Below are 25,662 nucleotides of genomic sequence, written 5' to 3'. Positions count from 1 at the left end.
CCCGAACGCCAAATAAAAATGCACATATTGAATCTTTCCACGCTATTTTGGAGGCCGAATGCTATGGGAGGCATGAATTCGAAACATATCCACAGACCTATGAGATCGTCACGCAATTCATTCAAGACTACAATCAGCAGCGGATTCACGGGAGCATTTACGACTTGTCGCCCTATGAATATATCGATGCTTTAAAGAAAAACGAGGTAAAACCTAAATCTATTCAGGTATAAGACACAAAAGACTAAGCAAAACATAGCAATTTCAAGCAATTCTATGAGACCCGCTGATTAAGAGGTATAGTGTCCAGCATTAGGGTGTTGAACCGCTATAACTTCTCTTTTTAAGAGTTCAGAAGGGTTAAAGTGCACCAACATCAGGGCGAAGATATTACCTTGCTGGGTAACTCTTATGTTCTAAACTTCTCAAGATATAGGGGATATCTGACTCGTAGCGGAAATCTAAGTTTGTGATGTTGCATTTTTCATTGATTGAGCTTACCTATTATCTTCTTACCTACTGTTATCTCTCCTTCGTGATAGTTTTCTATAATTATACCTTCATCAAAATTAACAACCCAGGTGTCAAACCCTACAGTGGCAATGTCTTTAAAATTCTTAATAACGTCTCCAATTGTCGTTTCTATTACCGGCAGGTTATTTTCATCCCAGATAATAAAGTAATTTTGGTTAAAATCAATCTTATACATTTTTAACTCCAAAGCATCTTTAATAGAAAATTTATGGGGAACAGTTTTCCAATCAACTCTGCCCCACTTAGTAAATGTAAATTCGTTAACCATCTTCTCTGTGAGTTCTTGTGATTTTTCAAGACTATAAATACGTGCGGTAACATCTAGTACTGCGATACATTCGTTGAATAATTCTCCATACGATGTATTTCTTTTTATATTCTTCTTAAGCTGCTCAATTCTAAACTTTCGAGCGGTCTTATCGTCCATGTAATCATCATCCTCTACAATGTTCTATGTTCAATTCAATTGCACGATTCTGACAACGCACCTCTTGGCACTCTTGATTTTTATGCGCATACCGAACCAATTACGAAGGTAGCTCTTCATCGGCCGAAATGACCCCGTAGCGCTCCAAAGCCTTCGTCGATGATTCGAGCATCCGCTTTTTCAAATAATCGCCTTCGATCACCCGAACCCGCTTCCCTAGAAAACGGATCTTGGAAAGTAAATACTCCATTTCATCCCCAAGCAGAGAAACTCTGACTCGATATGTATCGTGCTCCGTATCATACTCAACATTTTTTTCGAAGCTGGAGAAGGCGTATAGGATGCGGGATAACTCTGCGTTATAGACACGGACAATTTCAATAACCACTTCACTTTTACGCGAATCAAGTGTTTTTCCAATCTTCTTCAGAATGCTTTCTGCCGCTGATGGCTCGATAAGTTCTGACGTGACAAAATGTATCTTTTCCAGCCTGGTACTCATGAAGGCGTGATGCCGGGTGTGATACCAGAGCAAATACCATTCTCTTTTGACCATGGAGTATTCCAGCTTATACGGAAACCCTGAATGATCTTTATTAACCCGCCCACCCTTAATCTCGTAGGTTATAAGGATGCCAGTTTTGTTCATAATGTGCCGACGCAAAGGCCGCAGGAGCGGGTGATAAACCTGCTTTTCCATCGTACGGGCTTTTTCAATCATGTGGCGGGATATATCCATAACCTGATCCTGCCCAAGGGCAGAACGCAGCATGTCCAAAGTGTCCGCAGTGAAAGCATCTGCCGCCGCGGGATGCTCCAGCATGGTCTTCAGCCATGCCCGTTCGTGTGAAGTGACCATGAAGGTACCGGAATCCTCCAACCGGGAGATGATCTGATGATTAAATATTTTCTCAAACAGATTCATAGTAAGACTGGATCTCCTTCCATTCGGCAATCATTTCCCGGCGAAACTGAACGGGCTCCAGAATCTCGCAACTGGAACCGAAACTCCGCAGCCACGGCTTGATCTCGGTAGTTCCGTTTACAGTTATCTCGTAAATAAATGATTGTTCATCTTCATACACAATCTGTCCCCACTGTCCCTGCAGCATGACCCGCTCTTTGACGAAGTTAGGTTCAGAAGCTTCCGGGTTATAAAATCGGGCACGCACCGTCACTGAGCGGCCGGTATCAATCAACCAACTGTAGCGTATTTTCTCGACAAGCTCGCTTTTCTTTTCCTCATACCAAATCTCGTCAACGGATTCGTCCTCTTCAATTTGCGTGATACCTTCCATGCGGTATTTTCGAATCCCCTCTCGGCCGTGGGAAAGCAGATACCATCTTCCATATTGATGATCATAGACAATCTTAAGCGGCAGCGTCTTTTCAGCTTTGCCCTCCGTATCCCGTTCAAACAGGGGATTGGTGTTTTTGGAGGCGTAGCTTTTTTCCGACTTCGGCGAGAAGTACAGAAAAAGGACTTTGCGGCGGTGACGGATGGCATGGAGGAGCGTGAACAGATGTGCCTCATCTAGGATCCGCGAGTAGTAATGATATTTATATAAAAATGGCTCTACAGCATATTGCTCGACTTGATTGCGCAAAAGATGCTTCTTCAGTCCATCACGCAGCAGATAGCCTTGAACGGAAGGGACTTGGGTGTTCGCCATCACATCCACAAAATCGTACAAATCGAGAAGCTCTTCGTCCGATAAGCAGCGAATCAAGTTGTCCTGAATGCGATATCGGAAGGGGCGAGGCCCGGTCTCCCTCTTGATGACTCCGACCTCCTCCAAGTACTTGAGATCCGACCGAATTGTTTTTTCGTCAGGCAGAGGAAGATCAGAAGGAAGACTGCTGCAGCATATGTCCAAGAGCTCCATCGCAGTCAAAGCCTGCTCATTCATCGCGGCTAAAAGCAGCGAGATTCGTTGGCTTTCGGATTCCTTTACAGATTTGGCGCGAAACAGAAACAAGAGCAGTGGATCGGTGGAATCGTAGTAACTGAAGCGAATGGTCTCGGAAAATTCCTTTCTCTGTTCCTGCGGCAAATGCTGGTGCATGGAGCTGACGACTTCTTTGAGCCGCCGGAGCGTTTTATCAAAGGTGTGGACGGAAATGCCCAACCGCTCTGCGAACTGTTGTCTGCTGAACGCCCCGCTTGTCAGCACCAACATACGCAGGAATTGAATTTCTTTATCAAAGCTTTCCTTAGCCAAAGGTATCCCCCGTTCAAATGAAACATCTTCTTCCATTGTAACAGGGGAGGGAATTGGATGAAATGGAAAACTTTATGATCAGTCGTAATACTTTCGCCATGTTCGTTCAGGTTGAAATGAGCGATTATAGAACCTGTAAGACGCATTTAGCAAGGTGGTAAACGCCAAATGGTGTTTCATCATACATTGGTTCTTGTTCGGACGGTCGTAACGAGGCGGGGATATCGATTTATCCCGCAGTGCTGTGCATGGTATGTTACGGTATCCTGTACGATCGGATCGGTAAGAAACCACTATTTGGGGTTCGATTCCCCAATCGCCTAGGGAGCGATTCTGGTAGAATACTCGACTTCCAATCGAGCGAAAACTTGAACAAAAGACCAAAGGATAGAATCCCAAGCGGCTAGTTTTAGCGCACTGCAGTAAGGCTTTGCAATCCGTGGATACCGATTGAGCGAAATTCCAGGAAGTTCTCTTGAATAGAAGATAAAGATGAGCGGCTGAAACAGGGTCGCCCTCTTATTCAAATATCCTTGAAAACTACTGATAGATCGCTTAGCTAAAACGAGATTCCGCCGGAACTGGAGTGGGATTCTAAGTCCATTGGTCGAACTATTAAGGGGGTTAACTACTATGTTAAAAAAAGTAACGATTCAAGCTGACGAGCGTGGTTTGCTATTTCATAAAGGAAGTTATGTGAAAAAACTGATGCTGGGGACCTATCACTTTTTATTGTGGTCAAAATCCACTGTTGTGGTATTGAATATCGCTAAACCGTTTAATGTGGATGGAAAAGATTTAAAGTTGTTCCTTCATGATGAAGATCTCGTGCGAGAGCTCGATATCGTACGAGTGCAAGATCACGAGTACGTTCTGCACTACGAGGACGGACAATTCGTTCAATTACTTAAGCCTGGTGTCTACGCCTTTTGGAACATACTTAAAAAACATACCTTTTTGCATACAGATATCAGACGACCTGAATTGCCTGTCGAGGTAAACCGTTCAATTATACCGAAGCTTACAGCCAATGTGCTGTCCTACGAAATCGCGAGCTACGAATCCGGATTTTTGTTTTATGATCAAGTTTTACAACGAGAGCTTTCTCCTGGCAAGTACTACTTCTGGAGAGGTCCAGTCTCGACTATGGTAAAGACGATTGATTTAAGACAACAACAAATGGATCTCATCGGCCAAGAAATCATGACAGAAGACAAAGTTACGCTGCGCTTGAACTTTTTTTGTCAATACAAGATCGTAAAGCCATCACGAGCTTTGGAAATGAAATCGTATGACGAGCAAATTCATATCCAGCTTCAGCTTACGCTTCGAGAATATGTCGGAGCTCTTAAATTGGATGATCTATTGAAACGAAAAGAGGACGTGGCGACGTTCGTACTCTCCCGTTTGCGTGAGAAGGGGGAAGAGTTAGGAGTGCAATTCCTGAGTGCGGGGGTAAAGGATGTCGTTTTGCCGGGGGAAATGAGAGATATCTTGAACACCGTCCTGCTTGCGGAGAAGAGAGCACAGGCGAATCTAATCACTCGTCGTGAAGAAACGGCCTCGACCCGAAGTCTGCTTAACACCGCAAAGCTGATGGACGAGAATCAGACGTTGTTCCGTCTGAAAGAGCTGGAATTCCTCGAGAAAATATGCGAGAAAATCGGATCCATCTCTTTAACGGGTGGCGGGGATCTGTTGGAGCGGTTGAACTCTTTGCTTGGCGAAAGAAAAGCAGAAAGCAAATAACAAACACTAAATTAGTTTTTATCAACCTAACCGAATGTAAATCATTCTGCCTATGCAGGATTAGCAATTTGATGCATAAACCCGGGCTCTGGACGTTGATGTCCAAAGCTAAATATATTCGCCCACTAAGGAGGGATTCATATGAGCAGCAGTTACCATAAACAGATTTTGAATGATCTTGAGCGCATCGAGCACGAAGAAAACGTTCGGATCTTGTACGCTTGCGAATCGGGCAGCCGTGCATGGGGGTTCCCGTCTAAGGATAGCGACTACGACGTCAGATTTCTCTATGTTAGACCGGAAGATTGGTACTTATCGATTTTTGAGAAGCGGGATGTCATCCAGCGTCCGATCAACGACATGCTGGACATCAACGGCTGGGATCTGCGAAAAGCCTTGAACTTGTTCCGAAAGTCGAATCCGCCGCTGCTCGAGTGGCTTCAATCCCCGATTGTATATAGGGAGAACTATGCGATAGCAGAGCAAATTCGCCGTATTTCTCCACTCACGTTTTCACCAAAGTCATGTATGTATCACTATTTGCATATGGCGAAGGGGAACTACCGGGAATATCTACAGGGTGAGCGGGTGAAAATCAAAAAATACTTCTATGTTCTCCGTCCGATTTTGGCATGTGAGTGGATCGAGAAGCACAATACCATGCCGCCCATAGAATTTGATCGGCTTGTCGATGCTGTTGTGCCAAGGGAGAGCGAGCTTAAGGTGGTTATCGACGGTTTGCTTTTCCGTAAAAGAGCAGGAGATGAAATGGATTACGAACCGAGGATCAATCCGATAAACGAGTTTTTGGAAGAAAGAATCGGGTATTACGATCGGATGGCATCGGGTATGCAAACGTCTGGTGGGGATCAGGATCAGAGGCTTGATGATTTGTTCCGATCCGTACTAAAGGAAGTATGGGAAAAAGGTGATGAAAACAATGGTTATTTTCTTCAATAAAGCTGTAGGGCCTCTTTGGGAAGGCAAATCCTCCATTTATTCATACATTAAGGAACAAGGCGAATCCGTGGATGGGTCCTTGCCGGATGACGAAGAATTCTGGTCCGGCAGTAAAATGATGTGGGTAGCGGGCGGTTTGGATGGAGCATTCGGACACCATGCAGGGCCTGGTAAGATGACGGAAGAGGCACTCGAGCTAGCCCACCTGCTGGCGAAGCAATCCAGAAAGCCGAAGAATTCAACAAGAAAGGCTCTGTATGCTAAGCTTGTGAAGACGGATATAGGCGGCATGATTGACGTAATCTTAAATGAGGTGCGCAAACAACCCGGTATACAGCCAGGTGCATTATTCCATGAGGCGAAATGGTTGACGGAAAATGCGGCACACCGCAATGTCGTCAAATTCGGAATTGCGCTGCTGGGCCTTTTTCAGAACGAGCAAGTGAAAGAACTTCTTCTGACGTTGGGGAGACATGATGAATTTACGCTATATACTGCGGTTGCGATTCAAAATGGAATGGAAGATAGCAACCAGGTTCTATTTGAATTAGCTAAACGTGTACATGGTTGGGGGAAAATTCATATCGTCGAGAGACTTGAACCGTCTAGTCAGGAGATAAAAGATTGGCTGCTGCGTCAAGGTTGCCAAAACAGCGTCATGAACGAATATTTAGCTTGTATTTGTGCGAGAAATGGTGGTTTGCGGGAGGCTCTTTCGACTGATCACGTAGATAGCGCATTGTTTGATGGGGCAACCGATATCATTGAAGCGTTATTGAATGGCGGTCCGGCTGAGGACATCGATGATTACGAGCATGGCCCACAGGTAATATCCGATTACGTGAGGCTAGCCCGGGAGATGGGTTCAATCTCAAAGCATTTGTCAGTCATATTTAGCATTTACGACTTCTTGGCTCAGCACGAGGAGAAGTGGGCCGGTCGAATGTCGGTGGGATGGACCGAGCAGTTAAGAATCGATAATAGAGATGCTTGTCAATCGATTATGGCCGACTCCAAGTGGGCGAGCATTGTTATGGATGCTGTTAGTACCGGTGATTCGGTGGATCGCTACTATGGCGTATCTTGTGCCGAAAAGCTTGGTATTGATATTTGGGATACTCTCTATGATCAGCTTGCAGAAAACCCGCTACAGGATTTTCATTTCTTTCAGCTAATGAAATCGAATGATCCAAACCGAATTCGAAAATTGGTTCAATTCGCCACCGAACATCTTCCTCTACAGCAAATCGCCACTGGTCCAGGGGATGAGATGGGGCTTGGCAAAGAATATGCTGCGCACAGGAAATTGGATACCATTTTGCAGAGTTTGGATCGGTATGAGGGAATTGGTGTGGAATTGATCCTGACCGGTCTGAACAGTCCTGTGATCAGAAATCGGAACATGGCGATCAAGGCGTTAGAGGGCTGGAACGTTACTTCCTGGGGTCATCGGCTTATTGAAGCGATTATTCATTTATCACAGACAGAGCCTGACGACTCTGTAGAAGAACGAATTCACAAGCTCCGGGAAGCAAAAGGAATATAAATTCAAGAAATACATTCATTTATGTAGGAGTTGAATGGACTTATGGCTTATCAAAATATCGACGGCGTTCGTGTCTGGGGTAGTCCCGATAGCGGGGCGCTTGCTCAAGCGAAAACGTGCGCAGAAACCGGAAATGTGGTTCAAACCCTGCTTATGGCTGACCATCATAAAGGATACAGTCAGCCGATCGGTGGGGTTGTTGTATACGACGGGCAAATTTCCCCTTCCGGCGTTGGTTACGATATTGCATGCGGGAATAAAGCGGTACGAACCAATTTGTTTGCTGAAGACATAAAGCCAGGATTGTCGAAGATTATGGATGAGATTGCCCGCAAAATTTCCTTTGGGGTAGGTCGAGTTAATAATGAAAAAGTCGACCACGACCTCTTTGATGATCCCGATTGGGCCGTTTACAAGGTGGTAGGCAAGCAGGAGCACGACAAGCTCAAAGCATTGGCGCAGAGTCAGCTCGGCACAGTCGGCAGTGGCAACCACTTCGTAGACTTATTTGAAGAAGAGGGAACCGGCCGTTTGTGGATAGCGAATCATTTTGGGAGCCGCGGTTTCGGACATAAAACGGCAAGCGGTTTTATCAACTTAGCTGCGGATAGAGAGTTTCTCGCAAACGCTCCCGGTGAGAAGATGAATCATCCACCTGTACTGCTTGATCTGAGCAGTGAGCTTGGCGATATGTATTATCGGGCGATGAAGCTAACCGGGCGATACGCCTATGCCGGAAGGGATTATGTGATTAGGAAAGTATTATCGATTCTGGGGACGCAATCGGACCTTGAAGTGCACAATCATCATAACTATGCTTGGAAAGAGACGCACAACGGAAAAGAAGTCGTTATCGTCCGTAAAGGGGCGACTCCGTCCGCACCCGGTCAGGTTGGTTTTATCGGCGGTAGTATGGGGGACGTATCCGTTATCGTAAAAGGGAAGGACAGCATAGAGAACCGGGATGCTTACTACAGCACTGTTCATGGAGCGGGACGAATCATGAGCCGGACTCAAGCGGCAGGGAAAATGAACTGGAAAACCCGTACCCGCAGCGGCGGTCAGATCAGCACAGAACAAATGATGGAGGCTGTTCGGGATTTCGGTGTGGAACTGCGTGGCGCAGGCACGGACGAGAGTCCTTTTGTTTATCGGAAGCTTCAAGAGGTGCTGGATGCACATGCCGAAACGATCGAGGTCATGCATTTGCTGAAACCGATTGGTGTTTGCATGGCTGGGGCAGATGAGTTTGATCCTTATAAGGATTGATGTATTTCCAATAGTTCTTCAATTTGAGTTGGGATATGTTGTTTATCCAAAGAGTAGCCTCATCACGCCTGGTCTGTAAGGGATGACGTAACTCCCCTTAGCTCCTTAGCAGGGTGGACCTTTTCCCAAGGGGCGTGATGGCATGAAAAAAAATCTAGAAATAGAGAGCATGGGGAAAATGGCAGCCAACAAACAAGAAAATGAAGGTACAACCTGAAATACATACAGTTCGAACTGAAGTGCAAATATCCCGAGCGCAAGTCTCAACTGCCAAAGAAACAATCTGTACATGTGGTGCCCCTATGGTTTCAAGGAAAGGGAAAGAGGGAAAACCATTTTTGGGTTGTTCCACATATCCTTATTGCAGACAGACGAGATCAGTTGAAGAATGAAAGGCCTTGGAGTAGTGCCTATATAAAACTAACAAAACCCTAGAAGCTGCAGCTTCTAGGGTTTCTTACTTTCATCTAAGCCAGGGGTTCGACTTCCTACGTTTTTCTGAACCCTTTTCATGTAGGCGTGACAAAGTGAATATTATTTGCATACAGTGTTTATTGTGCTAAAGAAAGTGCCGCTCTCGGAAAAAGTACGACAATATTCGAGGGAAATGATAGAAATATGGGGAAAATTACTTTCTTCCACTTTGCATAAAAGCTAAAATCTGATAGTATATAAAGAAAGACGATAGATTTAGTAAGAATTAAAAGGAGGCACCTATTCCATGGAAAAAATGATGCTTGATTCTATAGATGAAATGACGCATCTGGATCAACTCGAGGCTGAAGCGATTTATATTATTCGAGAAGTAGCGGCGGAATGTGAAAATCCCGTGATGCTGTATTCGATCGGTAAGGATAGTTCCGTGATGCTGCATTTGGCGCTGAAAGCTTTTTATCCGGAGAAGCCGCCATTTTCTTTCATGCATATTGATACAACTTGGAAGTTCAAAGAAATGATTGAATTCCGCGACCGTAAAGCAAAAGAATTCGGAATCAACATGATTGTTCATTCCAATCAGGAAGGGATTGAACAAGGAATCAACCCTTTCGATCATGGTTCCGCGTATACCGATATCATGAAAACCCAAGCCTTGAAGCAGGGATTGGACAAATATGGATTTACGGCTGCGTTTGGCGGTGGAAGACGTGACGAGGAGAAGTCGCGTGCGAAAGAGCGGATTTTCTCATTCCGGAATAAGAATCATGCCTGGGATCCGAAAAACCAACGGCCGGAAATGTGGAAACTATTCAACACAAGAATTAATAAGGGAGAAAGCATCCGCGTCTTCCCAATATCCAACTGGACGGAAAAAGACATCTGGCAATACATTCGTAGAGAAAACATTGATATTGTGCCTCTCTATTTTGCAAAAGAAAGGCCCGTCGTCAATCGCGATGGACATATGGTCATGGTGGATGATGATCGCTTGAAACTCCAACCTCATGAGAAAATTGAAATGAAGAAGATGCGGTTTCGTACATTAGGCTGCTATCCTCTTACTGGCGGAGCCGAGTCGGAGTCGGATACGATAGATGCCATTATCGAAGAAACGCTTGGTGCGGTTTCATCCGAACGGACAACTAGGGTTATTGACCAAGAAGAGGCTGGAAGTATGGAAAGACGTAAACGGGAGGGTTATTTCTAAAATGAAAAGTCTGCTTAAATTTATTACTTGCGGAAGTGTAGACGACGGAAAATCCACCTTAATTGGTCATATGCTTTATGAGGCTAAGCTTTTATTCGCTGACCAGGAAAGAGCGTTAGAGCTGGATAGCAGACTGGGCAGCCGCGGCGGTAAAATAGACTATTCTTTGCTTCTTGATGGATTGCTGGCCGAGCGTGAACAAGGGATAACGATTGATGTGGCCTATCGGTATTTTACGACGGATCATCGTTCCTTCATCGTAGCGGACACGCCGGGACACGTAGAATATACACGTAACATGGCCGTTGGCGCATCCTTTGCGGATCTGGCTATCATTCTTGCGGACGCAACGAAAGGGGTTATTACCCAAACCAAGCGCCATACTCGGATATGTGCACTCATGGGCATTAAACATCTTGTTTTGGCTGTGAACAAAATGGATTTAGTAAATTTTGATCCTAAGATATTTGAAGCGATCAAACAAGAGTTCTCGCAATTGACCGCTGAGTTTCACTTTGAAAGTATTCAGGTGATCCCTGTTTCTGCGACAGAAGGGGATAACATTACGAAAAAATCACCAAATACCCCATGGTACGAGGGCCTTGCTTTGCTGCCGTATTTGGAAAATGTGGATGTTCACCAAACCGATGACACGAAGAAGTTTATGATGCCGATTCAGCGTGTATGTCGACCGGACCATACGTTCCGCGGCTTCCAAGGTCAGATTGAGGCGGGAACCATCGCGGTTGGCGAAGAGCTGACGACGCTGCCTAGTCGTGAAAAAGCGAAGGTCAAACGTATTTTAGTGACAGACCAAGATCGGAATTCTGCGCATGCTGGACAGCCAGTAACCATTCAATTGGATCGGGAAGTTGACGTTTCGCGGGGCTGTGTATTTACCAAAGACAATCAAATCCAAGAGGCGGATAGTTTCTCAGCTACGATTCTTTGGATGGACGACTCCGTACTGACGCCTGGTAAAAATTATTTAGTCAAAGTAGGAACGAAAGTCCTGCCTGGTACCGTGACGGCAATTATTCATAAAATCGATATCAATACGGGAAATACGGTTCCAGCCGATCACATTGTCAAAAATGAATTGGCCAAATGTGAATTTTCTTTATCGGACAACATCGTATTTGATTCCTTCGAAAAAAATAAAAGCATTGGCGGATTTATTCTAATCGATCGTGTAACCAATATGACGTCCGCTTGTGGAGTGATTGACCAAACCCTTCAAAGCTCCGACAGTTTTGTACGGCTAGATACGGAAATCACCAGAGATGTTCGTGCCCAGCTAAAAGGTCAGAATCCTTTAACCCTCTGGTTCACCGGTACGGTTCCGGATAACTCAACCCTTGCGAAGGAAGTCGAAAAACGTTTGGTATCGACAGGCCACCATACCATGTTACTCAAGAATGGCCAGGGAGAATCGTTGCAGCGATTAGCAGAAGTTGCAAAATTGATGAACGATGCTGGACTTATTGCATTGGTATCGAATGATTCCCCGATTGAAAACGACCAAGAAACCGCGCGAGACATCATTGGCAAAGAATATATTGAAGTGTATGTAAATGGACCGCTTGCAGGCAGCTCGAGCACAAATGATACACCTGGGAACCCGGAAATCGAAATCGATACAAGCAGGTTTTCAATCGAAGAAGCTGCAAATTATGTAGTGAAACGAATTATTAAATATCTAATCAATGAGAGTAGTCGTGGACAATTCCTTAATTTCTAATGCGAACATAACCCTTGTTTGGTAGCGCAGCCGAGCAAGAAGTGAAAGTGTACACATGCTTAAACAAATCGACGCTACGAAATAGTCTTTGAAAAATAGTATCCCTACATCACCGTGAATAGTGATGTAGGGACCTTTTTTGTCCACGGAATGGGGCACCTGTTAAGACTACCTTTTTTCTATCGTAGTCTACTAATGACCCTGTTGCGACCTTCCTTCTTCGCTTGATATAGGGCCTCATCCACAGATACAAACAATTCATTTAAATAAGCTTTGGGATCACTCTGATTTTCGTTATTAAAATTTTCGATGGATAACACGCCTATACTGATAGTTGTTGGTATAGAAGACCCTACATTTTCGACTATCACTTTATTAAAGGCAACGGCTAATTTCACTTGTTCGGCCAAGTGTACTGCATCGGATTGATGGGTATGCGGTAAATAGATCATAAATTCTTCTCCACCAAAACGAGCCAATATATCCGTTTGCCGCAGCGTCTGTTTAATGGCTTCCACAGTTCCGCAAATGACTTCATCGCCTACCATATGTCCATACTTGTCATTAATTGACTTGAAAAAATCGATATCTATTAAAAAGAGCGAAAACGGTATTCGACATCTTTCATGCATCATAACTTCGTGCTCTAAATGTTGTGTCAGGTAATGACGATTATAACAACCCGTTAAACTATCCGTTAAGGCCATAAGTTCAAGTTTCCGGTTTGCTTGAAACAGTTCATCTTGGATCACAATTAATGATTGATTCTGTTCCTGTAGGTTTTCGTTCTGGAGATTCGACTCATTCACGAGACGGCGGAGTTCGCTTATATCCTGAAAAGTGATAATCCTTCCCACCCTCACACCTGTAATGATGATAGGCACAACCTGAATGGAGATATAGGTTAGGTTGCTTCCAAGTACGGATAACTCAAGTTCAGCACGATCCAAAGGATGCTGTTGGTATTTGTGCAGAAACCCTTCCATGTTACAGTCAAAGTGTGCTTGAGAGAGCAGGGCTTCCATATCAAAGCGTTCACCAGGAAGCTTATCCAAATGGGGAATCAGCGCCCGGTTTATTTCCAATACGTTTTCGTTCTCGTCCAGCACCAGCATCCCGATTCCAATCGTATCGATGACATCTTGATGGGCGATAATCACTATATCAAAAACTTTATCCCGATAAATAGCAATCACAAAAAAAATGTCGGAAAGTAGAATGCCCAGAGAAGTTAACCCTGGTATGACCGGCAGCCATTCGGCTAATACCACATTGAGCAATACGTCCAATAGAGCGAACACGCTAAACACAAATATTCCCTGGAGTACGAGCTTAACCTGTTTTTTAACACGAAATGGAATGTCGGACACCAGCGCTGTATACAAGATATATAGGGAAATGAAAACATAGCTAATCAGGATCATGCAGACAATCCAAAATACGGGTCCATAGGTGCGCACGATGAAGCCGTGGTTCACGGGACTCACAAATAATCCATTCGGATTCGCTACCACAGCGATTATGGCTAAGAAAGCAGGGACAAAAAGGCTAAAGTATTTTTTTCTTTGTAGAAACATGGATCGATTCGTAAGGAAAATAGTGAAAACAAGCCATCCAATGGCCAACAAGGACAAATCAACAAAAGCTGCCTTTATGTATAACAATTGTAACTGGGGGTTGTCCGTTGCTTTTATAACAAATAAGCAAAATGGCCAAAGCATCATAGCAAAGTGGAACATGAAGTATACTTTATGTAGGTTGGTAATTTGAACAGATATAAAGACGTAAATAAATAGAGCAAATAAAAGGAAAAATAAGACAAGATCAATTCCAATAGATAAGCCCAAAATGGCTACACCTTCTTAGTTGTAAATGTCATAAATGATGTGTTCGAACCTAAGTCTTTTGAAGGATATACGCTATATAAGATGAACTAAGCATCCTGACAGCAATGAGGCGCTGCGAAAGCAGATCCTCTTCCAATCGCTGTTGCAGCCAGATGCTTTCGATTTTTAGTCCCCATAGGGGTAAGAATCCGTTTGCAAAGGCGAACACTTCGTTTCTCCAGAAGGGTCCCATTTATCCGCTCGGGCTTTGTGTTTCTTTTGTTCATAGTTTTAGAATAACATTAAACAGTACTTGGAAACTACAAATATTATTATAGAGGTCTACGTTATGAGATCTGATAACCGACACTTCACGAGTTGGTTGATATACTTCTGGGCAATTTCTTTTTTTGCAGGTTAAATATCTACTCGGCTACCAGAAGCGAAAATTGAAACGAGTCGATCAACTGGATTCCAACATATGGTACAATAGTGACAATTCAAGGTGTATGGGTTTTGAGTGAGTGAATAGGGAGCTATGGACAAAATGGGAACGCGGAGTGATAGGCGTCCCCATTTTAAACGTGTCTATTTGGAAATTGTTTATTTATGAGGTGGAGTGGAAGAATGTTGACTGGGAGAAACGACTTGTGCCCTTGCGGCTCCGGGAAAAAATATAAAAAATGTTGTTTGCATAAAAATGAACAAGTACAACAGCTTAGACGTTTGGATTCGCTTGATCAAATGCGTAGGTCAATCATAGAGCCTATTTTAGGGAAACCACTTCCCGAAACGGGGCTTACCCAGACACGATACGTATTGACAGATGGATATCGTTCGTATTTATTGGGCCGTCTAGAACAATTGACAACAGAATTTAAGAATAACAACGTCCGTGACGATGTCATCATATCGCTCTGTGGGGATCTATATAATCAATTGGATCAAGGGAAATGGAAGTATACTCCTGAGCGGAGTGCTTCAAAGTTCGATTCGCTGGATGAGTCGCAGAACCGAGCTATATCGAGAAACGAATATATAATGTTACTTACGGTCGTTGAAGGTATCCTCGTAGATTACGCCTATTTGGCTAAAGGAGCCATACCTGATCACGGTGCGATGTATGTATGCTCTGAATTGGCATTTCGAGTGCTAGATCAAGGATTATCTGATAAAAAGAAAATCACCAAGGCGATCATTCATGTCGATACCGGCGATTCGTTTGACGGGTGGGAGCTATTTGAAGGTGAAACCTATGAGATCGATAATCGAATATGGATCGATTTTCATAGCAAAGACGAATTAGAGAACCGTTATAAAATGATTCGAAATGAGTGGTATGGCCTTTCCGATCAATCACAGAAAACGCTGGCTACGGCAATGATTTTAGAAGTTTCGATGGAATCACTTAAATCCGGGGAGTTATTGTCTTATCAAGGAATTGCAATGAATTATTTTGGAGTAATCGAAGAGGAGCTGCGCAGTATTATTTTGCAATTGGAGCATTGGCCCAATTCGAGACGGATGATGTGGCGGGACTTATGTGAGTATTGCCACACGCATACAATCCCAAATATGAACCAGTATATCCCTGATTTAGGGAGTGCGTTGACAGACCTGCTCCCATTGAGAAATAGAGCTGCGCATGGTGGCTTTGTATCTAAGGACGAGTTTTCCCAGATCAAAGAACTTGTATTTGAGCGCAATTTATTGTCTTATTTATCGTGGGCCAAGGTGGGAGAAGAACCACGGTTGAAATCTATCCATGATGTAAGTGAGATACTAAATTCACCTGAGACACAAACCTTTGAGATGGACGTAGAAGGTGCAGTAAGGCGTGCCATAAAACAGGGTCATCAGCTTCATATTTCCAATGCGGTGAATGAATCGTCTGAATCAAAGCCATCTATAACCATTCCGCAATTGTATACGTGTGACTGCTGGTTTGAACAAGTTGAGGGAGTGCCTAAGTTACGTGTGAGTTTTACCTACAATGATGGTGGAAAACAGACAGAGGAAGCATTCCATTTCTATAAGCAAGCTGCAGAAAACGGTGGAGTTGATGCGGCCTTTGTGTTGGCCCATATGTATTCCAGTGGAAGTGGGACGAACAAAGATGATGAAAAAGCAATACGCTGGTGCCGAATAGCTGCACAAAAGAATAATCGTGATGCTCAATTCCTGCTCGGTACGATGCTGCAAACGGGTGAAGCGGGGACAAAGAAGCCTCAAGAAGCATTACAATGGCTATTACAAGCAGGGGAACTTGGGCATGTTGGATCCATGTATCAACTCATTTCCATTTTCTCCGCTATGAAAGACGATAAGAATGCCTTCAAATGGACTGAAAAATTAGCGGAACGTGGATATAAACAATTTCAATTCAATCTCGCTTGCAAACTCGAGACGGGGGAAGGCGTGGAGAAAGATACGGAAGCGGCCTTACGCTGGTACATCAAATCGGCTAGACAAGGATGTGTGGAAGCTCAATTTAATCTCGGGGTCATGTACGCAGAGGGTGAAGACGCTGTAAGAAATGTATTTGAAGCCATGAAATGGTTTCGAAAGGCAGCGGAACGGGGCGATGATGAGGCAAAGGAAGAGTTAATGAAATTGATGAGTCAGCATTCTTTAAATTAGTTGGAGGCCTAGCATAAACGGAGGGATAGCTTGGCAAATAAAGAGTATCTTATTCAGGGAGCAATACACAGACAATCGGGCAGCTTTATGGAGAAAGAGTGGCCATGGTATCGTATCGAAGAAACTAGCGATGGTTATGATGAGTATGACGCACTAGAGCGTTTAATTAAACGGTACGTCAAGGAAGACTCTGTGAGTGAAAATGATTTTTATGCTGAGGTCCGTATACGACCAACAGGAAGAAGGGGATCTATACCTTTTTTTCCAGAACAGAAAAATGAACATCCTCATAATAAAGGGCTTCTCTCTCGTTTCTGGATTCGTTTTTCTCTATCCGAAACTGAAGAGGAATTGAAAAAGTATGGGGAGCATTTTAACAGCTTTGTCCAAGACAGTGGCTTTAGCGAAGCATCGCTTAAAAGAATGCGTGTGTTATATGCTAAACAACTACATCATATTCGAAATGGGAGCTTGATGCCTGAAACCTATCAACTTAAAGTTGTGGCAGGTTCCCCAGAAGTGATTGTAGAATCTTGCAGTAGGCAAGCAGCTGATTATTTGCGTTTATTCGGCTATAGGGTAACTAAAAGCAAAAATGGTTATGAAGTGAAATCACTGGGTTGTCATACTACATATTCAAATCAAGTCGAGACAAATGTGTTTTCTGCGCTCGAATTAGTGTTGTACTGGCAGTGGATCACCCAAAAGAGAGAACTGAAGGTGGATGATATATTCCATGATATGGGGTATGTCATCGATAATAAGGAATATGAGTACGAACAGATTTTAAGAGATAAGAACATTGCGGCGTATGTGGTACGTGATGATGTCGGAGTACCCAGCATTTGTGTCTTGAAAGAACAACAGGCACAAGCTTATGGAATTGTTCGTGGACTAAAAGCTAGAATCGTAGATGATTACACCGATCCTGATGCATATGAACTGAAAAGTGATGGGCTAGGCGATAATTATAATCGTAATCTGGAAAACATGTTAGACAAGTAACTATATAAGACGAACAAAAGAAACACACAGCCCGAGCGGAGAAGGGTCTGCATTCGCAGCTCCGCCTTGCTGTCATGATGTTTAGTTCATTTTATATAGAACCTGGTCTTTCTCAAGTTAGAAATAAACTTATAGAAACGAAGGTAGTTATGAAGATTGAAATTGAAAATATGAATATGGAATTCAATGTTCAATACGGAAAAAGAAAGAAGATATCGATTCATATCGATGCTTTTGGTATCATAACGGTTAAAGTTCCCAAAGAAACAAGTAAAGAGACAATTATTAGCGCTGTGGAACACCATGCCAAATGGATACTGGAGAAAACATCTAAAATTGCAGATGCTCGCAAAGCCCAAACCCCTAAGAAAAGAGAATATCAAGATCAAGGAAAGTTCCTTCATTTAGGCAAGGAGTATTTTCTTCATGAATTAATAGATATTAGTGATTTAAATGAAGAGGAACTTAAAAGAAGGCTTAAGAAGTTCTATTTCTCAAGCTGTGAGAAGATTGTCCGAGAACGAATACGAATTTATCAAATACAACTGAGAGTAAAGCCCAAAAGCATTGAAATCGTAGAATCCAGAGCGAAGTGGGGAAGCTGTAGTTCGGATAAAAAGTTAACCTTTAATTATCGTCTCGCCATGGCACCTATTGAAGTTATAGATTATGTAATCGTGCATGAACTATGCCATCTGATACACATGAATCATGATCGATCGTTTTGGAGACGTGTGGGAAGTATAATGCCGGACTATAAAGAAAAGGAAGAGTTTTTAGCAAGACATGGACATGCTATGACACTTTGAATTCGGTTTTGGGACAAATTGGGAGGTTGCCACATGTTTAAGCTTAAGAAAACCTTCCTAGTGGCTTTAGCATCTGCGATGTTACTCACATCGTTTCCATACCATACTCAGGCTCAGACGAATCCAACCCTTGCTATTGACGCAAGATTTGACAGTGTCGATATTCAAGGTTTTAAAGAGGGTTTAGTAGCAGTCCAATGAAGGGGTGCTTGGCGTTTGCAATGGCAATAACTGCGGTTATTTGAACGTAGAAACAGGCCAAGTAGTCATAAAGCCGCAATATTATTATGTTTATGATTTCAAAGAAGGCGTAACGAGGGTTGGAAAATACAGCAGTAGCTCATATAGTTATATGGATACAACGGGAGAAGTCATTGTACCCTTGGAATAATTAAATGACGAGTTCTTCGAAATATAGAAAAGGTTTTAATAGTCGCTACGATGCCGCGTCTAATGAGGGTCTGCTTCCTGTGGTAAAGACCGTAAATGGGGTCTAATGAATGAAGAAGGAAATGAGGTTGTTGCGCCTCAATACGATTATTTTCGGATAATTTTGCTGAAGGACTTGCTTTGGTTAAGAAAGAAGACAAATGGGGCTTTATTGATAATACGGGCAAAGAAATCGTGGCGGTTAAATTCGAAAGAGCGTTCGATTTTAGTGAAGGTCTGGCTGCTGTGAAGGTTAAAGGGAAATGGGGATTTATAAATAAGCCATGATTGCTTGGAATGACTCGTTCTTGCAAAATCAATCTAAAGCAGCGCTGCATTATACCACTACTCAGCTGAGGAAGCAGTTGACGCAGGGTGCTCTCTGTTACAGCTGGCGGCTAGCAGCGGAATCGTCAGCGGTGATGCGGGCTGAGAAATGCTTATGTATTGGACGGATTTCAACCACATAGGTTAACTCATTAGGGTTATCCCGCAAGTCGTTGTAGAAACGGTTTGTGGGATAACCCTGTTTTTATAATATTGTTAAACCTGGAATGCCTCCATCTGCCTGCTCCACTCGAAATAAATATCTGTCAGTCGATCCTCCAGCTTGTCCTTATCCGGATCTACGGTATGGGCTTCGCTTTCGTACCAATCGAGCATCATGCGAAGACCTTGGTTTAACGATATGCTGGTTTGGAAATCGGGAATATCCGATTTGATTTTGGTATTGTCAAACAGTCCGGAATAGCTTTTCTCGAATACTAGGTGGGCAAACAAGCCTGGGTTCGCTTTTGCCAAAAGCTCTGAAGGGATGTGGACGATTTGCGGCTCGATCCCGATAATATTGCCAAACTCGGTATATAAATCGTTCCAGATGTGCACATCTTCATGGGTAGCATGATAAGCCTTGTTGTAGGTCTTTGTATTGCCAACGGCTCCCACAAAGGCTTTTGCCAAATCTGGGGCGAAGGTAAAGCTCCACGGGGTGGTGCCGTCACCGAACATGAGAAGCGGCTTGCCTTGGCGAATTCGCTGTACAATGTTGTAATTTTGTCTCAGCACACCAAGATTACTACCCCCGATTCCATAGGTCAACGATGGCCTGATAATCGTGATGGGAAGCTGCTGCTCACCGGTAACACGCTGCAAATACCGTTCCATTTCAGCCTTTTGATAAGCATAGGCAAATTCCGGGTTATCGAAAAGAGCCTCTGCATCCTCTTTAATAGGAGTTGTTTGGTAAGGCCTTTTGTACGCAGCTACGCTGGAGCACATAATGAGTTGACCAGCACGATTGGTAAAGGTGTTCACCGTTGAGCGGGCATCAGCTTCATTAAAGCTGATCATATCGATAACGACATCAAACGTACGATTGCTCATGGATGCTTCAAAGCGATGCACATCTGATTTATCACCGATTATCCATTCCACATCACTGGAAAATGGCAGTTTTCGACTACCACGGTTAAATATAACTACTTCATGACCAGCAAGCAGCAGCTGAGCTGCAATTTGTCTGCTAATCACGCCGGTTCCGCCTAATAGTAGAACGTTCAATCCTATCACCTTCTTCGTAGAGTTGTTTTCCCATTCATAGTCTTAGTATATAGAAGATGAACATAATTTTTAAGAGCTATCATTATTTCAGTTAGTTACTCTAAAGTGATCTACAGATTAACAAGATCATGTACGGTGATTCTCTATCAAGTTAAAATATATTGACTCGATACAAAATGTATCGTAATATTTTTACATAGTCTGATAGCTTCATGCATAGATAAGTTTAAACGTAGGCTTCAGATGAAATGGTAAAAGTTTGTCAGGACTAAACATGTCTTTAATGATACATTTTGTATCATAATGGTATGTTGTGTGGAAATCCAATTTTTGTGTTTTTTAATTTTGGAATCATAGAAAGGAGGCTATCGCTTGGTTCAAATCAAGAGTCGTTTTAAAAATCACTTGGATGAGGAAATGGTGCATCTTCATAAAAATCTGTACATCAATCGCAGTGATCCCATGTACTTTGAAAAGGTTATCCGATATTTGGATCCCCATTCACCTGAAGCCCATTATAAGCTTGGTCAAAAATTTGAAGAAAAAGGCATCAAGGAAAAGGCGCTTTTCCATTACAAGGAATGCAGGAAAATATACCCGTCACCTTATTACTTTTCTTCAGCAAGCGCAATTCGTGGATTGGAAGGCCATGTAAAAGGAAATGAATCGCTATCGATTGCTGATTATCCGACTCTTAACAAGAGCGGCGCTGCCTTACCGCGTTTGTGGAAACTAGTCCTGTTGGTAATAGTACTGTTGGGCGTATTCCTCTTGGGACTCTTATGGCAAAAAGACTCGATTTCCAGAACCGTTTCCGCATTTAAGCTGTGGGGTGTAGGGAAAGAGATTACTTATGAAATCGTGGACATGCCCTATATCATTTATTTTCCTCGGGACAAGCCTCGCAAAGAAATTGAAAACGATATGTACAACAAAGCGTTGGAATTGGCTAAAACGAATCCGGGACAAAATATTTGGCTGTACGGAATCGCTAGCACGGTTCAAAATCCCGATAAGAAAACAGTTCCTTTGACGGATGAGACTCAAAAAACGAAAGCATTTGTCGTGGCGCAATACAATTCGGCTCAGGATCAAACTGTAAAAATACGTTTTCTCAATGCGGAATTCGGGAAGCTAACGATTGCGGAAGCAGGAGCGAATCTCGTGCGGACTGCACTTGAGGCCTATATTTCCGATAACGGCACCCCGCCAGAAAAGCTGGACAAGCTGGTCGCTGATTACCCGCAAAATTACTTAAGCTTCATCCCTAATGAAATACAGTCGGGCTCCAATCAAATCGTCAAAAAGTACGACGGTGACGGCGGATGGGTGTTTGATCCGTTGGCTAAGCAATTTAGCGATATGTTTTATCCTAATATTATGGAGAAATCAAGCTCGCAAAAGGCGGATTTTGAACGTTATCAAGTAGTGGTAGGCAAAAGCGATCATTCGCTCCAATTGTTATCAGGTTCAACGCTGCTTATGGAGAAGAAGGTAGGGTTGGGAGCAGATGATTTGACACCGGAAGGCACCTTTACCATATTAGACAGGGTGAAGGAGCCACAAGGTAAACATCCGAATGTGTATGGCAGCTCTGCCCTCGGAATGGGAGCGATCGCCTTGCATGGAACCAACGATCCTGCTTCCATCGGAAGCAATATGTCATTGGGCTGCATCCGAATGGCTAATGCGGATATGGATGAGTTATTTCCTTTTATCCCCAAGGGAACGGTTGTATTCATCCGTGAGAGCATTCAGCCAAGGGTAACATCAGCTTCTGCACAATGGAACCCGCAAGTACTGATTCCCCTGGTGACCAAACTTCCGAATGAATCAGCAAAAAACAAGGTGTTTCATTGGTTAGGTTAGATGGGTACAGCCCGATTCTACTGATAGTTGGTAGCATCGGGCTATTTGTATGTTATTAAATAACGACAATCGTAATCGCAGAGACGATTCATTTGTACATTTTTATAGTTGCATAAGCTTTCCAATTATACTAGATTTATATAGCGCCATCCAATCGATTTCATACATGTATCGGTTTATCGGGCAGAAAAGGACATATAGGAAATCAGCGGGGGACTTGATGAGAATTAGAAACAGAATGGGTATGTTCATAGCTTTATTAATCACTGGAGCGACATTAAGCGCATGCTCGGCCGATAAGAATACTCCAATAGCTGCTAAGGCTACAGCGCCAGCACAAGAAGTGACAGACAGCGATCCGATCGCAAGAGCGCAAGCAGAGCAAGCTCTTAAGAAGGCTGTGGGCCTGAATTGGGACTGGAAAGATATGAAAGTGATCCGTACGGATTATGGTGACTACTTGGCCTGTGCAAGTAATATCGGTCCTATGATTGTTTATGATAAGTCCGAGGGAAAAGTATACGCTCTTAATGGACAAGCCAAAGGAAAACTGAATTTATCCGTGAGAAATACGCAGCTGGATTCTGATTATTTAAATGCGTGTCTAAAAAAAGAGAGTAACAAGACCACAGGGACTTCTAAAAATGCAACCTCATTAATTGAAACGATCAAAAGTGGAAACCCAGATAAAGTCAAGCAGGCTTTAATAGACAAACCAGAGATTAATACTTTGGATTCAGCTGGAAAAACGGCTCTTCATTATGCCTTGGAGCTGCCTCCAGTAAATCGGAGTACGATTGTAAAGAGTTTAATAGATGCTGGAGCTGATCCTAATTTGAATGGGCCACGTTCAATTCCGGCATTGTCTATGGCTGCCACTGCCAATGATATCCCCAACATGAACCTGTTAATTGCCGCTGGTGCTGACGTAAAAAAAGGAGATTGGGATGATGCACCGCCATTCATATATGCAGCGGCTAATAATGCGAGAGCGGCCATCGATCTTCTTTTGAGTAAAGGGGAGAATGTGAATAAGGCAGATAAACATGGCTTGTACCCCATAGACCATGCATTAATTACAGGTCAATCTGAGATGTCCCAGTATTTAAGGAGTTTAGGCGGTAAAAGTGCACTGGATCAGGTCAAGACTAAAGAAGATGCTCAGAAATTAATGAAGCAGGCAGAAGTGGAAGCGACGCAAAACTTTTTGGAGCTTCAAGTATTTTATAATAATATTTTTTGCACGAAGTTGATGCTGAAGGCGGGTTTTCCGGTAAACTCCACGATGAATCAAACGCTGCCAGATCTCGCGAAAAATGGACGACTGGAAATGATGGAGGCCATACTAGAGGCAGGCGCAGATCCCAATATAGTCGTCGACGGAAGGACAGCTTTGGATGAAGCTACCCAAAAAGGTGATAAATCAGCAATTCAACTTCTAAATAAATACCGAGAGAAGCGCGATAAACCTCAAGCGAGCAGTCCTCCCATGGCTGTAGATAAACAAACTGTTCCCGTAGCCCAGGAACAAACGGTTCCCAAAGCACCCGTAAATCAGAAACAGCCAGTTCAAAAGGAGCCTGTTGTACTGCCAGGCAAAATAAAAGACGAATTGCCGGATGGAGTGTTGAAGTCGGGAACTAAAGGGATTGAAGTTCAAGTGCTGCAAGAAATTCTCATTGAGCTTGGAGAATCGATCCCGAGCGGGGCAGATGGTAATTACGGTAAAGAAACCATGGAAGCACTCAAGTCGTTTCAGAAAAAAAACAATCTTACCGCAGACGGGATTTATGGCCCATCCTCAAAAAGGCTTCTCAATAAAATGCTTATCGAACAGCGTGATTAGACTATAACTGTTGCTTGTAGCTCTAATTAAAGAGAATAATATGCATTCAATAGGCTATAAAGAAGCGGGTTTTTAAAAATCTCGCTTCTTTTATGTGTTCATTTGTGTTATCCTTACGTGTTACGACATAATTGGACGGTTTGTGGAGACAGTACTAGATATGTTAAAAGCTATGTGAATACCATTATGAATGGTTTACAAATAAGGAGACAACATGACATTTAATGATTTGAATATTACACCCGTGATTTTAAAAGCTCTAAGCAAAGAGAATTATACGAAGCCTACCCCTATACAGGAACAGGCGATTCCAGCAGTGCTGGCCGGCAAAGATTTACTTGGCTGCGCTCAGACCGGGACAGGGAAGACTGCCGCTTTTGCCGTACCGATTATCCAGCTTTTAAGTGAACAGCAGGGCAGCCCTCATACGCAGCGCCGTGTACGCTCACTGATTTTGACACCGACAAGAGAACTCGCTTTGCAGATTTCGGAAAACATTAGTGCATACAGCCAATACACGCAGCTGCGCAACGTGGCTATCGTAGGCGGCGTTTCACAAAAAGCACAGGAGCGGGCACTGCATCTTGGTGCGGATATCGTTATTGCAACTCCGGGCAGACTCCTTGATCTCATCAATCAAAAGCATATCCATTTGCAGCATGTTCAAATATTAGTATTGGATGAAGCCGACAGAATGCTGGATATGGGCTTTATTCATGATGTGAAGAAAATCATCAAGCAAATGCCTGTTAAAAGACAAACGCTTTTTTTCTCGGCTACGATGCCTCCGGAAATATCCAAAATGGTCAAAGAGCTGCTGAAGGATCCGGTAAAAGTCGAAATTACTCCTGTGTCTTCTACAGCGGACAGGATACAGCAATCCGTATATTGGGTAGATAAGGAAAACAAGCAAGCGCTACTCAGCCAACTGCTGCAGGATAAATCGATTGCTTCGGCGCTGGTATTTACCCGTACCAAACATGGTGCTGATCGGGTTGTTCGTGCACTGACTAAAGTGAATATTACCGCTCAGGCCATTCATGGAGACAAATCGCAAAATGCCCGTCAGAATGCACTTAGCAATTTCAAGAGCGGCGTCACGCGAGTGCTGGTAGCGACAGATATTGCAGCAAGAGGCATTGATATTGACGAGCTTTCTCATGTAATCAATTTCAATCTGCCTAATATTCCGGAAACCTACGTTCATCGAATCGGCCGTACCGGTAGAGCAGGACTGAGCGGGATTGCCATTTCTTTTTGCGAGAATGAAGAAATTCCGTATCTCAAGGACATTGAGAAATTGATCGGAAAGACCATTCCCGAAGTGAAGGATCATCCTTATCCGATGCTGAATACAGCTCCTCCTTCAAAGGCGGCACAACCATCGAAAGCAGCTGTCTCCAAACCAGCTAAATCCAAGCCTAATCCGAAGCTCAAGCCCAGATCCGAGTGGTTTACAAAAGGAAGCAAGCCAAGCAGATAAACCGATAAATACCTCCAGGAAATCGTGATCCACAGCGATGCTGGGGGTATTTTTTTGTTTAATTTTAATTCTTCTCGAAACGATGGATTTCGCAAGATAGTA

At 43.4% G+C, this 25,662-nt stretch carries 22 protein-coding genes and 1 pseudogene; 18 read left to right on the top strand and 5 right to left on the bottom strand.

The genetic code is table 11. The features are described from left to right. Positions 1-233: integrase core domain-containing protein (locus tag BM210_RS31380; protein WP_143101129.1), on the top strand; the 233-nt coding region annotated here is incomplete at its 5' end. A gap of 251 nt (positions 234-484) precedes the next feature. On the opposite strand, the gene BM210_RS31375 is transcribed toward BM210_RS31380, so the two are convergent. The 3 genes from BM210_RS31375 to BM210_RS31365 all read right to left on the bottom strand — a co-directional run bounded on the left by BM210_RS31375 (position 485) and on the right by BM210_RS31365 (position 3,183). Continuing rightward, positions 485-961, bottom strand: coding sequence for a CDI toxin immunity protein (locus BM210_RS31375; protein ID WP_091176633.1), 477 nt, complete (start codon positions 959-961; stop codon positions 485-487). 100 nt (positions 962-1,061) lie between these two features. Continuing rightward, a complete protein-coding gene (locus BM210_RS31370; protein ID WP_091176632.1) occupies positions 1,062-1,886 on the bottom strand; it encodes a WYL domain-containing protein in 825 nt (274 codons plus the stop codon). Beyond that, on the bottom strand, positions 1,873-3,183 hold the full coding sequence (locus BM210_RS31365; RefSeq protein ID WP_091176630.1) for a helix-turn-helix transcriptional regulator: 1,311 nt from the start codon (positions 3,181-3,183) through the stop codon (positions 1,873-1,875). Before BM210_RS31365 ends, BM210_RS31370 begins: the two co-directional genes overlap by 14 nt. 633 nt (positions 3,184-3,816) lie before the next feature. Between BM210_RS31365 and BM210_RS31360 the strand changes: the two genes are divergently transcribed. From BM210_RS31360 to BM210_RS31330, 7 genes are all read left to right on the top strand, one after another. Beyond that, complete coding sequence (locus tag BM210_RS31360) at positions 3,817-4,932, top strand: slipin family protein (protein WP_091176629.1); 1,116 nt, start codon at positions 3,817-3,819, stop codon at positions 4,930-4,932. A gap of 141 nt (positions 4,933-5,073) precedes the next feature. After that, on the top strand, positions 5,074-5,892 hold the full coding sequence (locus tag BM210_RS31355; RefSeq protein ID WP_091176627.1) for a nucleotidyltransferase domain-containing protein: 819 nt from the start codon (positions 5,074-5,076) through the stop codon (positions 5,890-5,892). Beyond that, positions 5,864-7,438, top strand: a complete 1,575-nt coding sequence (locus tag BM210_RS31350; protein ID WP_256224174.1) for a limonene hydroxylase — start codon at positions 5,864-5,866, stop codon at positions 7,436-7,438. Before BM210_RS31355 ends, BM210_RS31350 begins: the two co-directional genes overlap by 29 nt. Before the next feature lie 42 nt (positions 7,439-7,480). Next, on the top strand, positions 7,481-8,707 hold the full coding sequence (locus tag BM210_RS31345) for an RtcB family protein (protein WP_091176624.1): 1,227 nt from the start codon (positions 7,481-7,483) through the stop codon (positions 8,705-8,707). A gap of 200 nt (positions 8,708-8,907) precedes the next feature. After that, the gene (locus BM210_RS36380; protein WP_091176623.1) at positions 8,908-9,099 is read left to right on the top strand and encodes a topoisomerase DNA-binding C4 zinc finger domain-containing protein; all 192 of its coding nucleotides are present in this window, start codon (positions 8,908-8,910) and stop codon (positions 9,097-9,099) included. 341 nt (positions 9,100-9,440) lie between these two features. Beyond that, positions 9,441-10,352, top strand: coding sequence for a sulfate adenylyltransferase subunit CysD (gene cysD, locus BM210_RS31335; protein ID WP_091176638.1), 912 nt, complete (start codon positions 9,441-9,443; stop codon positions 10,350-10,352). A 1-nt stretch (position 10,353) separates the two neighbouring features. Then, positions 10,354-12,093: a GTP-binding protein gene (locus BM210_RS31330; protein WP_091176621.1), complete on the top strand. Its 1,740-nt coding sequence runs from the start codon at positions 10,354-10,356 to the stop codon at positions 12,091-12,093. A gap of 179 nt (positions 12,094-12,272) precedes the next feature. Here the strand turns inward: BM210_RS31330 and BM210_RS31325 are convergent, their stop codons facing one another. Further along, complete coding sequence (locus BM210_RS31325) at positions 12,273-13,940, bottom strand: histidine kinase N-terminal 7TM domain-containing diguanylate cyclase (protein ID WP_256224168.1); 1,668 nt, start codon at positions 13,938-13,940, stop codon at positions 12,273-12,275. 606 nt (positions 13,941-14,546) lie between these two features. Between BM210_RS31325 and BM210_RS31320 the strand changes: the two genes are divergently transcribed. From BM210_RS31320 to BM210_RS31300, 7 genes and pseudogenes are all read left to right on the top strand, one after another. After that, positions 14,547-16,559: an SEC-C metal-binding domain-containing protein gene (locus tag BM210_RS31320; RefSeq protein WP_177238110.1), complete on the top strand. Its 2,013-nt coding sequence runs from the start codon at positions 14,547-14,549 to the stop codon at positions 16,557-16,559. Positions 16,560-16,589: 30 nt separating this feature from the next. Further along, on the top strand, positions 16,590-17,564 hold the full coding sequence (locus tag BM210_RS31315; protein ID WP_091176618.1) for a hypothetical protein: 975 nt from the start codon (positions 16,590-16,592) through the stop codon (positions 17,562-17,564). 149 nt (positions 17,565-17,713) lie between these two features. After that, complete coding sequence (locus tag BM210_RS31310) at positions 17,714-18,373, top strand: M48 family metallopeptidase (protein ID WP_091176634.1); 660 nt, start codon at positions 17,714-17,716, stop codon at positions 18,371-18,373. A 33-nt stretch (positions 18,374-18,406) separates the two neighbouring features. Continuing rightward, positions 18,407-18,574, top strand: a complete 168-nt coding sequence (locus BM210_RS35155) for a hypothetical protein (protein ID WP_177238109.1) — start codon at positions 18,407-18,409, stop codon at positions 18,572-18,574. 4 nt (positions 18,575-18,578) lie between these two features. After that, positions 18,579-18,764 (top strand): WG repeat-containing protein, encoded by a 186-nt coding sequence (locus BM210_RS36375; RefSeq protein ID WP_091176616.1) that lies wholly within the window; start codon positions 18,579-18,581, stop codon positions 18,762-18,764. A 96-nt stretch (positions 18,765-18,860) separates the two neighbouring features. Then, positions 18,861-18,917: pseudogene (locus BM210_RS36370) on the top strand (WG repeat-containing protein); the annotation flags it as partial. Continuing rightward, positions 18,905-19,090, top strand: a complete 186-nt coding sequence (locus BM210_RS31300; RefSeq protein WP_091176615.1) for a WG repeat-containing protein — start codon at positions 18,905-18,907, stop codon at positions 19,088-19,090. The pseudogene BM210_RS36370 and the gene BM210_RS31300, both read left to right, overlap by 13 nt. A gap of 255 nt (positions 19,091-19,345) precedes the next feature. Here the strand turns inward: BM210_RS31300 and BM210_RS31290 are convergent, their stop codons facing one another. Further along, the gene (locus BM210_RS31290) at positions 19,346-20,362 is read right to left on the bottom strand and encodes an NAD-dependent epimerase/dehydratase family protein (RefSeq protein WP_177238107.1); all 1,017 of its coding nucleotides are present in this window, start codon (positions 20,360-20,362) and stop codon (positions 19,346-19,348) included. Positions 20,363-20,734: 372 nt separating this feature from the next. On the opposite strand from BM210_RS31290, the gene BM210_RS31285 reads away from it, so the two are divergent. The 3 genes from BM210_RS31285 (at position 20,735) to BM210_RS31275 (ending at position 25,560) form a co-directional block, all read left to right on the top strand. Next, positions 20,735-22,231, top strand: a complete 1,497-nt coding sequence (locus BM210_RS31285) for a L,D-transpeptidase family protein (protein ID WP_091176611.1) — start codon at positions 20,735-20,737, stop codon at positions 22,229-22,231. 220 nt (positions 22,232-22,451) lie between these two features. Continuing rightward, positions 22,452-24,077: an ankyrin repeat domain-containing protein gene (locus BM210_RS36120; protein WP_177238106.1), complete on the top strand. Its 1,626-nt coding sequence runs from the start codon at positions 22,452-22,454 to the stop codon at positions 24,075-24,077. A gap of 214 nt (positions 24,078-24,291) precedes the next feature. Further along, entirely contained in the window at positions 24,292-25,560 is a 1,269-nt protein-coding gene (locus tag BM210_RS31275) for a DEAD/DEAH box helicase (RefSeq protein ID WP_091176608.1), read from the top strand. Positions 25,561-25,662 lie beyond the last annotated feature (102 nt).

The organism is Paenibacillus sp. 1_12, assembly GCF_900114475.1.
GTDB lineage: Bacteria > Bacillota > Bacilli > Paenibacillales > NBRC-103111 > Paenibacillus_S.
This window is presented reverse-complemented; position numbering and strand designations above follow the sequence as displayed.

Bases quoted from the DNA above. Each gene is read 5' to 3' on its own strand.
- BM210_RS31375 (WP_091176633.1), bottom strand. From the start codon at position 961: ATGGACGATAAGACCGCTCGAAAGTTTAGAATTGAGCAGCTTAAGAAG.
- BM210_RS31370 (WP_091176632.1), bottom strand. From the start codon at position 1,886: ATGAATCTGTTTGAGAAAATATTTAATCATCAGATCATCTCCCGGTTG.
- BM210_RS31360 (WP_091176629.1), top strand. From the start codon at position 3,817: ATGTTAAAAAAAGTAACGATTCAAGCTGACGAGCGTGGTTTGCTATTT.
- BM210_RS31355 (WP_091176627.1), top strand. From the start codon at position 5,074: ATGAGCAGCAGTTACCATAAACAGATTTTGAATGATCTTGAGCGCATC.
- BM210_RS31350 (WP_256224174.1), top strand. From the start codon at position 5,864: ATGAAAACAATGGTTATTTTCTTCAATAAAGCTGTAGGGCCTCTTTGG.
- BM210_RS31345 (WP_091176624.1), top strand. From the start codon at position 7,481: ATGGCTTATCAAAATATCGACGGCGTTCGTGTCTGGGGTAGTCCCGAT.
- BM210_RS36380 (WP_091176623.1), top strand. From the start codon at position 8,908: ATGAAGGTACAACCTGAAATACATACAGTTCGAACTGAAGTGCAAATA.
- cysD (WP_091176638.1), top strand. From the start codon at position 9,441: ATGCTTGATTCTATAGATGAAATGACGCATCTGGATCAACTCGAGGCT.
- BM210_RS31330 (WP_091176621.1), top strand. From the start codon at position 10,354: ATGAAAAGTCTGCTTAAATTTATTACTTGCGGAAGTGTAGACGACGGA.
- BM210_RS31320 (WP_177238110.1), top strand. From the start codon at position 14,547: ATGTTGACTGGGAGAAACGACTTGTGCCCTTGCGGCTCCGGGAAAAAA.
- BM210_RS31310 (WP_091176634.1), top strand. From the start codon at position 17,714: ATGAAGATTGAAATTGAAAATATGAATATGGAATTCAATGTTCAATAC.
- BM210_RS35155 (WP_177238109.1), top strand. From the start codon at position 18,407: ATGTTTAAGCTTAAGAAAACCTTCCTAGTGGCTTTAGCATCTGCGATG.
- BM210_RS36120 (WP_177238106.1), top strand. From the start codon at position 22,452: ATGAGAATTAGAAACAGAATGGGTATGTTCATAGCTTTATTAATCACT.
- BM210_RS31275 (WP_091176608.1), top strand. From the start codon at position 24,292: ATGACATTTAATGATTTGAATATTACACCCGTGATTTTAAAAGCTCTA.